Source organism: Kordiimonas pumila (genome assembly GCF_015240255.1).
GTDB lineage: Bacteria > Pseudomonadota > Alphaproteobacteria > Sphingomonadales > Kordiimonadaceae > Kordiimonas > Kordiimonas pumila.
Map to the genome: position 1 here is coordinate 2569545 of NZ_CP061205.1, position 12741 is coordinate 2582285.

Annotated in this window: 11 protein-coding genes and 1 pseudogene; 7 read left to right on the plus strand and 5 right to left on the minus strand. The window is 44.8% G+C overall.

Features of this window, described 5'->3' with window-relative positions:
• Positions 1 to 68: 68 nt before the first annotated feature.
• Complete coding sequence (locus ICL80_RS11275) at positions 69 to 1259, minus strand: N-acetylmuramoyl-L-alanine amidase (protein ID WP_194212306.1); 1191 nt, start codon at positions 1257 to 1259, stop codon at positions 69 to 71.
• Between the two features lie 555 nt (positions 1260 to 1814).
• Here ICL80_RS11275 and ICL80_RS11280 point away from each other — a divergent pair.
• The 3 genes from ICL80_RS11280 (at position 1815) to ICL80_RS11290 (ending at position 6984) form a co-directional block, all read left to right on the plus strand.
• The gene (locus ICL80_RS11280) at positions 1815 to 4676 is read left to right on the plus strand and encodes an Rne/Rng family ribonuclease (RefSeq protein ID WP_194212308.1); all 2862 of its coding nucleotides are present in this window, start codon (positions 1815 to 1817) and stop codon (positions 4674 to 4676) included.
• A 135-nt stretch (positions 4677 to 4811) separates the two neighbouring features.
• Positions 4812 to 6221: a M48 family metalloprotease gene (locus ICL80_RS11285; protein WP_194212310.1), complete on the plus strand. Its 1410-nt coding sequence runs from the start codon at positions 4812 to 4814 to the stop codon at positions 6219 to 6221.
• A 7-nt stretch (positions 6222 to 6228) separates the two neighbouring features.
• Positions 6229 to 6984 (plus strand): DsbA family protein, encoded by a 756-nt coding sequence (locus tag ICL80_RS11290; protein WP_194212311.1) that lies wholly within the window; start codon positions 6229 to 6231, stop codon positions 6982 to 6984.
• A gap of 53 nt (positions 6985 to 7037) precedes the next feature.
• Here the strand turns inward: ICL80_RS11290 and thiS are convergent.
• Positions 7038 to 8025: pseudogene (thiS, locus tag ICL80_RS11295) on the minus strand (sulfur carrier protein ThiS).
• 164 nt (positions 8026 to 8189) lie between these two features.
• Between thiS and aroQ the strand changes: the two are divergent.
• From aroQ to aat, 4 genes are read left to right on the plus strand one after another with little or no spacing between them, the layout of a single operon-like run.
• Positions 8190 to 8648: a type II 3-dehydroquinate dehydratase gene (gene aroQ / locus ICL80_RS11305; RefSeq protein WP_194212317.1), complete on the plus strand. Its 459-nt coding sequence runs from the start codon at positions 8190 to 8192 to the stop codon at positions 8646 to 8648.
• A gap of 16 nt (positions 8649 to 8664) precedes the next feature.
• Entirely contained in the window at positions 8665 to 9129 is a 465-nt protein-coding gene (gene accB / locus ICL80_RS11310; protein ID WP_194212320.1) for an acetyl-CoA carboxylase biotin carboxyl carrier protein, read from the plus strand.
• An 11-nt stretch (positions 9130 to 9140) separates the two neighbouring features.
• Complete coding sequence (accC, locus tag ICL80_RS11315; protein ID WP_194212322.1) at positions 9141 to 10487, plus strand: acetyl-CoA carboxylase biotin carboxylase subunit; 1347 nt, start codon at positions 9141 to 9143, stop codon at positions 10485 to 10487.
• 16 nt (positions 10488 to 10503) lie between these two features.
• Positions 10504 to 11163, plus strand: coding sequence for a leucyl/phenylalanyl-tRNA--protein transferase (gene aat, locus ICL80_RS11320; protein ID WP_194212324.1), 660 nt, complete (start codon positions 10504 to 10506; stop codon positions 11161 to 11163).
• Here aat and ICL80_RS11325 read toward each other — a convergent pair.
• The 3 genes from ICL80_RS11325 to ICL80_RS11335 are packed head-to-tail and all read right to left on the minus strand — an operon-like array spanning position 11103 to position 12410.
• A complete protein-coding gene (locus ICL80_RS11325) occupies positions 11103 to 11573 on the minus strand; it encodes a DUF2155 domain-containing protein (protein WP_228073437.1) in 471 nt (156 codons plus the stop codon). The two genes, aat and ICL80_RS11325, sit on opposite strands and share 61 nt — an antisense overlap.
• Positions 11557 to 12018 carry an outer membrane lipid asymmetry maintenance protein MlaD gene (gene mlaD / locus ICL80_RS11330; RefSeq protein WP_194212326.1) on the minus strand — a complete coding sequence of 154 codons (462 nt, stop codon included), beginning with the start codon at positions 12016 to 12018 and terminating at the stop codon, positions 11557 to 11559. The genes ICL80_RS11325 and mlaD overlap by 17 nt, the downstream gene beginning before the upstream one ends.
• Positions 12019 to 12035: 17 nt before the next feature.
• Complete coding sequence (locus tag ICL80_RS11335; protein WP_194212328.1) at positions 12036 to 12410, minus strand: NADH:ubiquinone oxidoreductase subunit NDUFA12; 375 nt, start codon at positions 12408 to 12410, stop codon at positions 12036 to 12038.
• Between the last annotated feature and the right edge of the window lie 331 nt (positions 12411 to 12741).

Sequence of the window (12741 nt, forward strand, 5' to 3'; positions counted from 1 at the left end):
GCTTAATAATAGGGAAAATGCGATACTATAATTAGCTGTACTAAAATTATGGCTCTATTATGGTTATATCACCGACCTTGTGCAACCAGCGTTGCAAAATACTGGTCTGTAGCACGGGCAACGGCCTTTGCAATTCGCTTTTGCCCATCAGTACTAGCAAGCATACGGGCATCAATTTTATTGGTGATGTAACCTGTTTCTATCAGCACTGAAGGAACATCAGGCGATTTCAACACAAGTAAATTTGCAAACCTGTGCCCACGTTTATGCATGTGCACTTGGCTGCGCATTTCAGCTAACAAAATTTCTGCATATTGTGCAGAAGCATTCATCGTTTCTCGCTGGGCAAGTTCAATAAGAATACTGGTCACTTCATTATTGGTTTCAGCCAAATCAACACCCGCGATGATATCGGATTTGTTTTCCATTCTAGCGAGGCGGCCAGCTTCCTTATCAGATGCATTTTCATTGAGTGTATAAACAGTGCCTCCACGCACATCTGGATCAGCAATAGCATCAACATGCACACTTATGAAAAGGTCAGCATTTACAGCCTTTGCCAGCCCAAAGCGTTGCCTGTGGGGTATATAAATGTCCTTGTCACGCGTTAGGTACACTTGGTATCGCCCTGTGCGTTCAAGATCAGCTTTGATTTGCTTTGAAATTTTCAAAGTCAACGTTTTTTCGTTTTCACCAGACCGCCCAAGGGTGCCTGGGTCTACGCCGCCGTGCCCCGCATCCACCACGACTATACGTTTTCCATTGCTTCTTGAAACACGCTCTGGCGTGTCGGGTACAACATCTCTTGGTGTCGGGCGTTCGTGCTTGGAAGATGTAACAGCTTCAGCAAAACTAGAGTCTGTCGCAGGGCGTAGGTCAATAACGTAACGGTCACCGTAGCCCCCAGAAGCAGGCAGGGAAAATGATTTGGCCAAAATAGCGGGCTGCTTCAGGTCAAGAACAATACGGTATATACCGGGTGAAAACAAACCATGACGATAACCCTCTACAACACCGGTTGGCTTTGTATTGTTATCCTTTTCCCATGAGCCATTGGGTAGATCAATAACTACTCTTGATGGGTTGGCCAATAAGAATATATTAGGTTCAACTTGACCTGACATATCGATAACAAAACGCGTATCTGCTCCGTTTTGTCCGAACCTAACGCCAGATATATTAGTATTTTCCGCTAAAACAGAAAAGCTTAGCCACAACAATGCTGATACGCGGAGTGCCAAAAAAACAAGCGAACGCAAACCTGATATCCCCATAACTTTATAATAACTCAATATATTTACACTCAAACACTAGAAATTTATAGTTTATCCCACAAGAAAAACCAATGGTTCTGAACAAATTTGCTATAATTAAGCCAAGCCAGAACTAATTATGAACCATATAATAACGATTTCAATTGTAATTCAGCAACTTGTTCATTACCTTGCGAGTATGGGTTTACTGATTTTCCGCCAGCTAAAGGGCGGCAAGTCTCGGTACCAAAGGCGCAAACGTAGCGGTCCACTAGTTTAGGATCGCCGGCACATTGGTAACCAAAAAAGGACAAGATCGGCAATGGCCAAAAGGCTGTGCGCATTATTAAATACTAAAGTTCTTTGTCAAACTGTGCGTTTGGCAAGGTCTGTTTCTTTGATATTTAATCATCCGATTTTTTCCTACCATTTAGCAAATCAACTTACTTTATTGAAAACAGGAACTGCCTGTGCCCTTCGTTCGATTCCCGAAATGGCTACCCATGCCTTAAGAACCGATTTCGGAGTGATAGCGCGGCAGTGTTTCCGGAGAACTATTATATGTCCACCCGTATGCTTATTGACGCTCGTCACTCAGAAGAGACGCGCGTCACAGTTGTTAAAGGTAGCCGCGTAGAGGAATTTGACTACGAATCATCTACTAGAAGACAATTAAAAGGGAATATTTATTTGGCACGGGTTACCCGTGTGGAACCCTCCCTTCAGGCAGCGTTTGTTGAATATGGAGGAAACCGTCACGGGTTTCTTGCTTTCAGCGAAATTCACCCTGACTATTACCAAATCCCTGTCGAAGACAGAGAAGCCCTTATCGCGGCTGAATCTGAAGAAGTGAATGCGGCTGAGGTTGATGATGATACATCAATTCAAGAAGATAAGCCAAAACCTTCGCGCCGGCGTAGAGGACGGCGCCCTGCTGTTGCTGAAAAAGTGGCAGATTCATCTGCTTCTATTTCATCAGACGCAGAAGATCTTGGTGAAGATGCCAGTTCAGAGGCTATGGAAGAAACTGATGAGCTTGCAACTGAAGTTAAAAGTGGTGACGAAGAAGATAAAGATGCCGCAATTGAAGAAGTTGCGAGCCGCCGCCGGAATTTGCGCGTTCTAAAGCGTCGCTATAACATTCAGGAAGTCATTAAACGCCGCCAGGTGTTACTCATTCAGGTTGTGAAAGAGGAACGTGGTAATAAAGGTGCTGCGCTGACGACATACCTTTCTTTGGCTGGCAGATACTGCGTGTTAATGCCTAACTCAACACATGCTGGTGGTATTAGCCGTAAAATATCAAGCATGGCTGATAGGAAGAAGCTGAAAGAGATTATATCCTCGCTTGAAGTGCCTCAGGATATGGGGCTTATTGTTAGAACTGCGGGTATGCAGCGAACAAAAGTCGAGATTAAGCGCGATTATGAATATTTGCTTCGCCTTTGGAATGGCATCAGAGACCTCACGCTTCAATCAACGGCCCCTGCCCTTGTTTATGAAGAAGGCAACCTGATTAAGCGTACCATTCGGGATCTCTATGCTCGTGAAGTCGATGAAATTCTCGTTGAAGGTGAAGAGGGATATCGCGCGGCAAAAGACTTTATGAAACTTTTGATGCCAAGCCATGCAAAAAAAGTTCAACATTATAAAGATCGCATACCGCTATTTCACCGGTATCAAGTCGAAAGCCACTTAGAGGCGATGTACCAGCCAATCGTTCAGTTGCGATCAGGTGGATACATTGTTATTAACCCAACTGAGGCGTTGATTTCTATCGATGTTAACTCTGGCCGGGCAACCAAAGAACATAATATTGAAGAAACGGCCCTCAAAACAAACCTTGAGGCCGCAGAAGAAGTAGCGCGCCAACTTCGGCTGCGTGACATGGCCGGCTTAATCGTTATTGATTTCATCGACATGGAAGACCGAAACAACAACCGCTCTGTTGAAAGGCGGATGAAGGACTTCCTTAAGGCTGACCGCGCCCGCATTCAGGTTGGGCGTATTTCAAGCTTTGGCTTGATGGAAATGTCGCGCCAGCGTTTGCGCCCTAACCTTCTCGAAGTGGCTATGGAGACATGTCACCACTGTGCAGGAACAGGTATAGTAAGGTCCATTGAATCTGCTGCCTTAATGGCGCTGAGGCAGCTTGAAGAAGAAGGCATCCGTAATCGTAGTTCAGTGGTCCGGATATGCACAAATCCTGATGTTGCTGTTTATCTGCTTAATAAAAAGCGTGCTATGCTCACAAACCTTGAGGTGCAGTATAATTACGTTATTGAGATACTTTCTCAGCCGTCACTTGGGCAATCAGATATTGAGTTAACACGCGAAGCTGCAACAGAACCACGCCCTGAGGTATTACCAGAACTGGCCATTACTCCTGAAACAATTATGCCTGCTGTAGCTGCTCCTGTTCCAGTTGCTAGCGCCTCAGCTGCAAATCATGCTTCTGTTGACACCGTGCCGGAGCATCATACCGAAGAAGCATCTTCTGACGATCAACCTCGTAGGAAACGCCGTCGCCGTCGCCGTCGTCGCCGGGGACCAGAAGATGCTGTAACTGGAGAAATTCGTGCTGCAAATCAGCCTAATACCGAAACGTCAGATGAAGCGCCGGAAGGTGAAGCAGTTGTAACACCTGAGGGAACTTCATCTGAAGATGAAACGAGCCCCGCTAACCGTACATCACGCAGGCGGCGTGGTAGCCGAGGTGGTCGTAGGCGGCGTGAACGCCCTGATACAGATGTTGCAACTGAAGCACCACCTTCAGACGCAGCAATAGCAGCGACTGACGCCGTGGCACAGGAAGCTACTGTGGCAACAAGCACTGAGACACCTGCCATAGCTCCAGCTCCGATTGAAGATGCAAAGCCTGTACGTCGTAGACGCCGTGTTGTTAAAACAGCCGTGCCTGAGGTTGTTGTTTCTGAGGCAGCACCCGTTGTAATTGAGACGCAAAAACCAGAGGCAAATGATACCGCCCCTCAATCTGCGCCAAGCGAAAACACTGTAGAAAAGGCGCAACCTAAACGCCGGGCTCCTCGTAAAAGGGCTACGCCAGCCGCAAAAGTTGCTGAAAATACGGTGGCTGACGCTACTGTAGATGTACCTGAGGCTAAGAAACCTGTTCGTAGAACACGTAAAAAAGCTGAGCCAAAAGCTGCACCGGCTGACACCTCTACTGATACAGTTTCTAATGCAGAAACTGCGGACACTACAGCAGAAAAGAAACCTGTGCGGCGTAAACGCGCGCCTGCAGCAGCAGCGGCTGCTGTCGAAACAAGTGCACCTAAAAAAGCAGCGGCCAAAACCGCAGACAGCAACACTAAAATTGTTGTCAATAAAGTACCAGACAGTGAGCCTGCTACAGATTCGTCATCACGGCGTAAAGGCTGGTGGCAACGCACATTTGGCTAAAACCTATATCAAAAGCGGTAAAGCCTTAGCTTTGCCGCTTTTTTTATGCAGATTGTATCACAAGCTTGTCACTGAATGTTCATTGACGGTTAACGTGGGTATCATTAGCCTACACTGCAATTGCAGGAGATACGTGTGCGACTAAATTCAGCCCTTATTAAATATTTTATTGTTTTTGCCTTCTTATGGATGCCGGCGGGCAAAACACATGCCCAGTCTATATTGCGGGATGCAGAAACTGAAGAATTTCTGAATGAAATATCAAAGCCTCTATTTATTGCAGCAGGCCTGAACCCAGAATCAGTAAAAATATATCTGCTATCAGACAAATCTCTTAACGCCTTTGTGACGGGTGGCCAAAATATATTCATCCATTCTGGTTTATTCATGGAAGCAGATAATGTTGACCAGCTTATTGGCGTTATAGCACACGAAACCGGCCATATATCTGGTGGACACCTATCTCGAATTGGTGATGCCGTATCAGTTGCCACCAACACCAGCATTATCTCAATGGTTCTGGGCGCAGCAGCAATTTTGGCAGGCAGCCCAGATGCAGGCATGGGCATGTTTATGGCAGGCCAGTCTATGGCCCAAGGCCAGTTTCTAGCATACACAAGAGTACAAGAAAGCACTGCAGACCAAGCAGGAGCGACATTCTTGGAAAAGTCTGGTTACTCAGGCATTGGCTTAATTGAGTTTTTTGAAAAACTTCGCCATCAGGAGATATTGTCTCAAGCGCGCCAAGACCCTTATGTTAGGAGCCACCCTCTTACTGGTACGCGCATACAATCCCTTCGAGCTGTTGTTAGCCAAAGCCCTTATTATAACAAAGGGCCTGACCCAGTCTTAAATGAGGAATTTAACAGGTTAAAAGCAAAGCTTTTTGGCTATATAACCAATCCCACAATAACACTTAGAAAATATCCACTTAGTGATACCTCCATTGCGGCACACTACGCCCGGGTTTATGCCTACCACAAAGCTTTAGAATGGGATTTAGCTCTAAAGGAAGCGGACGCTTTAATCGAAAAAGAACCGCACAACCCATTTTTTTATGAAATTAAAGGGCAAATCCTGTTCGAAAATGGCCATGTTGAACAATCGTTGCCAATATTCGAATCAGCCGTAGCTTATGCGCCACATGAACCACTTGTGGCTACTGCACTAGGCCAAGCCATGGTCTCACTTGAAAAAGAAGACATGATGGAAAAGGCCATACCCATACTGGAAGATGCAACTCGTATTGACCCCGGAAACACGTTTGCCTGGTTTAACCTGGCAAAGGCATATAGCTGGATAGGTCAGGATGCAAAAGCTAGCCTGGCTACAGCAGAGCGCTTTTTTTCTGCAGGGGTTCCCCCTCAGGCAATGATGCATGCACGACGTGCAATGGAAGGCTTTAAGCCCGGTACTCCTGAACATTTAAGAGCTCAAGATATTTTCTTTGTCTCGCAAGAGGCCACCGAACGAATGGAACGTCAACGGGGCCGTCAACGACTGAATGTAACCTTCGGCCAACAACAAGAATTACTGAAAGAATAGGTCCCATATGAAATTTGTATTTTCTGCAGTTATTGCAGCTCTCTTGCTTTCGCCTACAACACATGCGTCTGAAGCTAAAATATTAGATGCAGAGCGTGAAAAAATAGAAGCTGTTATTCAAAATTATCTAATGGAAAAGCCTGAAATTATTGCTCTTGCCATTCAGGAATTGCAACGGCGTCAAAACCTTGCTCAGATGTTGCCTGCCATTAAAATGTACAGAGAATACCTTGAAAATGAACAAAACCAGCCTGTACTGGGTAACCCAGACGGTGATGTTACAATCGTTGAGTTTTTTGATTATCGCTGCGGTTATTGTCGTCGGCACTTTCAAGAAGTTATGCGTTTAGTAAAAGATGATGGTAACGTTAAATGGGTCCTAAAACATTTTCCAATTCTTGACCGCCCAGGAGAACCGGCTCTATCACGCAAGGCAGCACTTGCCGCGATCGCTGCAGGAAACCAAGGGAAATTTGCTGAATTTCATATTGCTATGATGACAGGCGCTGGTGCTATCACTGAAGAGTATATATTTAATACAGCCCGTTCTGTTGGTTTGGATATTGAAAAATTAAAAACTGATATGGCCAACAAACTAACTGACAAAGTGATTAACAATGCGCTTTCTATTGGGCAGGACATTGGCTTTAGCGGCACGCCCGGATATGTCATTGGTAATGATGTTGTTTTGGGAGCCGAAGGCTATGAGCGGCTAAAGTCTGCTGTAGCAAGGGCTAGAGCAGATAATAAAACTAAAGAGTAAGAAGAAATACAGGTGAAAAGCGGGTGCATTATCTACTTTTCACCCTATAAAACTTAGATTAGGCCAGAAAGCGGTGAGCTGGGGTCGGCATATTTCTTTTTGGGCATCCGACCTGCAAGGTATGAAAGCCGGCCTGATTGCACAGCAAGTTTCATAGCTTCAGCCATTTTAACAGGGTACTTCGCTTCAGCAATTGCCGTGTTCATCAGAACACCGTCACAACCTAGCTCCATAGCGATGGACGCATCGGATGCAGCCCCTACACCTGCATCAACAAGTAAGGGTACGCCCGCCTGCTCTATCATTAAGCGTATTTGAACAGGGTTTTGAATTCCAAGGCCAGAGCCAATAGGTGCACCAAGAGGCATAATGGCTACGCAGCCCATTTCCTCAAGTTTTTTTGCCGCAATTGGATCATCGCTACAATAAACCATAACTTTAAAACCCTCTTTAACCAGAACTTCCGCCGCAACAAAAGTTTCCTGCATATTCGGGTACAATGTCTTTTGGTCTCCTAAAACCTCAAGCTTAACCAAGTCCCAGCCCCCCGCTTCTCGTGCAAGTCTGAGCGTTCTAACAGCAGATTGAGCATCAAAACATCCGGCTGTGTTCGGCAAATATGTAATTTTTTTAGGATCTAAATAGTCAACAAGCATTGGCTGAGTGGGATCAGAAACATTAACCCGGCGCACAGCAACCGTCACAATTTCAGCACCAGAAGCATTCACCGCAGCGGCGGTTTCTTCAAAGTCCTTATATTTCCCTGTGCCAACGATCAAGCGTGAGTGATATTCCTTACCCGCAAGTGTCCATGTATCGTCTTTATGTGTCACGGTATTATCCTCCGCCTATAAAATGTACTATTTCTAAAGTATCGCCGTCATTCAGCATTGATTCTCTAAATGTGGATTTTGGAATAATTTCCAAGTTTCTCTCTACTGCAACTTTTTTAGGATCAAGTTTGAGGCTAACCAAAAAACTCCAAACAGTTATGCCTTCTGGAATTTTCTTTTCATCACCATTTACAAGTATTGTATTCACTTGAAGTAACCCTTTGCAGTATTAAGCTTTACCTTACCGGCGAAGCAGGATAAGCATGCCATCGAACAGCATAATGAATATTTTAGTGTTCCTGCTTTGCATACTATGCATATGGCATTATACAGGTTCCTTCAAGCGGTCTGTCGAAAGAGTGGTTGCTACTGATGAGTAAAAACAAAATACATAATATTTTGGTACTAAATGGTCCAAATCTAAATTTACTTGGCACCCGTGAGCCAGAAACATATGGCAGTACAACTCTCACAGAAATTGAAGAATTGACAAAAGCCAGGGCTGATTCCCACGGCTTTACAATAGATTTTCGACAAACAAACATTGAAGGCACACTGGTTGACTGGATTCAGCAGTCAGCTGGTCAAGCTGATGCCATCATTCTGAATGCAGCCGCCTACACACATACGTCCATTGCGATACATGATGCTATTGCTGCAATTAAAACGCCTGTAATAGAAGTTCATTTGTCCAATGTCTTTGCTCGGGAAGATTACCGACACCATTCTTACGTTTCAGACGTAGCTGTTGGTGTTATTTGTGGTTTTGGGGCACAAGGATATTTACTTGCGATTGATGCGATAGCCAGTATGCTGCGCAACCAGTCTTGATCTAAGGGTAAGCTACATGTCTAAATTAAAAGAGTATAAAGAACTCATTCATGAACTCGCAGAACTATTAGACAAATCTACATTGTCTGAGATTGAAGTTCAGGAAGATGATTTCCGTATCCGGGTTGCACGCGAAATAACCAATACAGTTAATTACGCCGCACCGGCATACCCAGCCCAGCCTGCTCAACAAATGGCAGCGCCAACACATGTGCCTGATGTTTCAGCAGCCGTTATCGCTGATCATCCTGGTGCTATCCCTGCCCCTATGGTCGGTACCGCTTATGCAGCCCCTTCACCAGAATCACCCAACTTTATAAAAGTAGGTGATATGGTAAAAGAGGGAGACACATTGCTCATTATTGAAGCAATGAAGGTTATGAACCAAATTGCTTCTTCTAAGTCTGGTAAAGTAAAAGAAGTGTTCTTTTCTGATGGTCAGCCTGTCGAATACGGCGAAATTTTGTGTATCATTGAATAGGCTAATTCCGAATGATTGAAAAAGTCCTGATTGCAAACCGGGGTGAAATTGCCCTTCGCATTCATAGAGCCTGTCATGAAATGGGCATTAAAACGGTTGCTGTACATTCAACGGCAGATAGCGATGCTATGCATGTACGTTTGGCTGACGAATCCGTTTGTATTGGTCCTCCGGCATCAACCAATAGTTATTTAAATATACCAGCCATTATTTCTGCCGCAGAAATTACTGGTGCAGATGCTATTCACCCTGGTTATGGCTTTTTATCAGAAAATGCCCGGTTTGCAGAAATTGTAAACGAGCATGATATCAAATTTATCGGCCCAAGCCCTGAACATATTCGCATGATGGGTGATAAAATCACTGCCAAAGAAACTGTTAAAAAGCTGGGGATACCTGTAGTGCCCGGTTCAGAAGGCGGCATTACTGAGGATGAAGAAGCTCGCAAGGTCTGCAAAGAAATAGGCTTTCCGGTTATCATTAAAGCGTCAGCCGGTGGCGGTGGCCGCGGTATGAAGATCGTTAAAAAAGAAGAAGATCTATCAACTGCCCTCAATGCGTGCCGTACAGAAGCTAAGGCAGCATTTGGTGATGATGCCGTTTACATAGAGAAGTTTCTTGGTAAACCACGCCACATAGAATTTCAGATTATCGGTGATAGTTACGGTAACTGTATTCATTTAGGCGAACGGGATTGTTCTCTTCAACGGCGACACCAAAAGGTTCTTGAAGAAGCCCCTTCCCCAGTCATTAGCGAAGAAACTCGCATGCATATGGGCGGTGTTGTTGCCAAAGCCATGGCTAACTTTGGCTACTGCGGCGCAGGTACTATTGAATTTCTTTATGAGGACGGTGAGTTTTATTTCATTGAAATGAATACCCGACTTCAAGTTGAACACCCTGTCACAGAAATGATTACGGGTATTGATATTGTACGTGAGCAAATTCGCGTAGCGGCCGGTGAAAAGCTTTCCTATACACAAGACATGGTCCGCTTTTTTGGCCATGCTATTGAGTGTCGTATTAATGCCGAGCACCCTTTCACTTTCATGCCTAGCCCGGGAACAGTGACACAGTACCATCCACCAGGTGGTCTTAATGTTCGCTGCGACAGTGCCGTTTACACCGGTTATAAAATACCACCTTACTATGACAGCATGGTAGCGAAGCTTATTGTTTCTGGTTATACGCGCGAGGGCTGCTTACTGCGCCTCAGACGCTCACTTGAAGAATATGTGATTGACGGTGTCACAACAACAATACCGCTTCATCAGGAACTTATGAAGGATCCTGATTTCCAGAATGGTGATTATGACATTCATTGGCTGGAAAAGTTTTTAGAGCAAAAAGGAAAATAAAGGTTAATTCGGGGTTATGACACACGACACAATAACCCCGGATTTACTGTTGCAGGCATATGCCAGCGGTGTTTTTCCTATGTCTGAGGGCCGAGAGGATGATGAGCTTTTTTGGGTTGACCCGGAAGAGCGCGGCATTCTGCCCCTCACCTCTTTTCATATACCCAAGTCCCTAGCAAAAGTAATACGTCAGGAACGCTACAGCATTACAGCGAATACCTGCTTTAAAACGGTGGTGCAATCATGTGCCAAGCCTACACGTGGCCGTGAAACTACATGGATAAGCGAACGTATTGAGGCTCTCTATAGCGAGCTACATAGACGGGGCTATGCCCATTCTATTGAATGTTGGGAAGCAGGGAATTTGGTAGGCGGTCTATACGGTGTGTCTCTTGCAGGCGCATTCTTCGGGGAAAGTATGTTTAGTACTGCAACAAACGCTAGTAAAGTATCGCTCGTATATTTGGTCGCACGGTTGATCAGAGGTGGGTATAAATTACTTGATACCCAGTTTATAACCGACCACTTAAAACAGTTTGGAGCGCTCGAAATTTCCCGCACGGAATATCGCAAGCGCCTCCACGAAGCGTTGACGGTAGAAAATGTAAGATTTGATCAGTTAGATGATACAGTGTCTGGTGCAACCATTATGCATTTAATCACCCAAACGTCATAAACAGGATGCTCAAGCGCATTTAGAGCTGGGCTAGAGGCAATCATCCAACCTTCAAAAACACGGTCATGCTGGCCGTTATGCTTCACATCATCAATTTCAAGATATGCAAATGTTTCAGGGGGTTCAACAGGTGGGCGAGTGCGACAATAACGAGGCGTTATTGAAAGCGTGCCAAAACGGTGTTCTGATCCAATTTCAATAGAAACCTCTGTTACCCGCGCTGTAATTTTATCAAGAAGACGTAAAACAACAGAATTATGCTGAATTGCATTTTCAGGAGGCAAAAGATTTTCCCCGCTGTCTGATTGTTCCGTATCATCCTGAAGAGCATATGCAGGCATAAAGCTTGTATCCAGCGAAAGAACACTGAAAACAGCGGAAATGGCAATAAGCTTAATTTTCTTTTTCACTACTATTGCTGCCACCTGATGCAAATTTACCAATTAAACTCAGCAAATCTACCGCACTTTGAGTTTCAGAGATTTCGTCGCCGTCGACCAGCATTTCTTCCATGCCACCCGGCAATAAGCTCAAGTAAGTACCGCCCAGTAAACTTTCTGATGTAACGGCAGCAGCTGTATCTGTGGGTAGATCAATAGTAGAGTTGATAGAAAAAGTTACAACAGCCTGATATGTTATAGGGTCAAGCCTATTTTCAACAACAGACCCAACCTTGATGCCAGCCACCCTTACATCACTACCAATTGCAAGGCCGCTAACGCTATCAAACTTAGCCTGAAGAACATAGCCATCCACGGCGGCCATATCAGTGCGCTCATAAGCGAATGTAAGAAACCATCCGGCTACAAGTAAAACGATAGCCCCAATGATACTTTCAACAAGATTACCAGACATAAAGTTCTCTTTTACCCTTACGGATGCCAAGCCTCATATTCAGGCTCGACGCGCCGAGGTGTGGTTTTAAAGGCATCAACAGTTCCAGTCAGGTTGGGCAGATGCTCTTTTTCCCAAGCTTTCACAACAGGCATTTGTTCTGTTGGGGGTATATCATGGGTATAATGTAGCCACCCATGCCATTCAGCAGGAACGCGCGACGCTTCAACAGGGCCATTTTTATAGATCACCCATCTGCGTTTGCCATTTTTTTCACGGTAATAAATATTGCCCTGATCATCGGTCCCAACTTTTTCCCCCTTACGGCTGGTGAAAAGTCGTGTTCCGAATGTTGCGCTGTTCCACCAAGTGAAAATTGGCGAAGTGAAAATACTTTTGATCAGAGAGCCCATATAAATACCTGTACATTAATCAATGTTTGGAACCGTTTAGCATGTTTATATATGCAGGAAAAGCCACCGTTTCAGCTTTCTTCAAATTAGAATAGCAATTCGATTCTTTATATAGCCTTAAGTTTAGCACCAAACTCGTCTTCATTAGGTAATATTTGTGGAAAAAATAAGGCGCGATGTCGACTCGTTGATCTTGAATGAGTCGACGGATCTATAATTAGTGCATAAAACTTGGTCAATAACTATATATTGAAATTGAGCTTGTATCTCGCCCCTTTATCACCGTAAAGTTTCTGTATCAAGGGTGAGACGTGGACCAAAGCTATATACG

Excerpts from the sequence above, each read along its gene's own strand:
- ICL80_RS11290 (WP_194212311.1), top strand. The coding sequence starts at position 6,229 with ATGAAATTTGTATTTTCTGCAGTTATTGCAGCTCTCTTGCTTTCGCCT.
- ICL80_RS11335 (WP_194212328.1), bottom strand. The coding sequence starts at position 12,410 with ATGGGCTCTCTGATCAAAAGTATTTTCACTTCGCCAATTTTCACTTGG.
- mlaD (WP_194212326.1), bottom strand. The coding sequence starts at position 12,018 with ATGTCTGGTAATCTTGTTGAAAGTATCATTGGGGCTATCGTTTTACTT.
- ICL80_RS11280 (WP_194212308.1), top strand. The coding sequence starts at position 1,815 with ATGTCCACCCGTATGCTTATTGACGCTCGTCACTCAGAAGAGACGCGC.
- accB (WP_194212320.1), top strand. The coding sequence starts at position 8,665 with ATGTCTAAATTAAAAGAGTATAAAGAACTCATTCATGAACTCGCAGAA.
- aat (WP_194212324.1), top strand. The coding sequence starts at position 10,504 with ATGACACACGACACAATAACCCCGGATTTACTGTTGCAGGCATATGCC.
- aroQ (WP_194212317.1), top strand. The coding sequence starts at position 8,190 with ATGAGTAAAAACAAAATACATAATATTTTGGTACTAAATGGTCCAAAT.
- accC (WP_194212322.1), top strand. The coding sequence starts at position 9,141 with ATGATTGAAAAAGTCCTGATTGCAAACCGGGGTGAAATTGCCCTTCGC.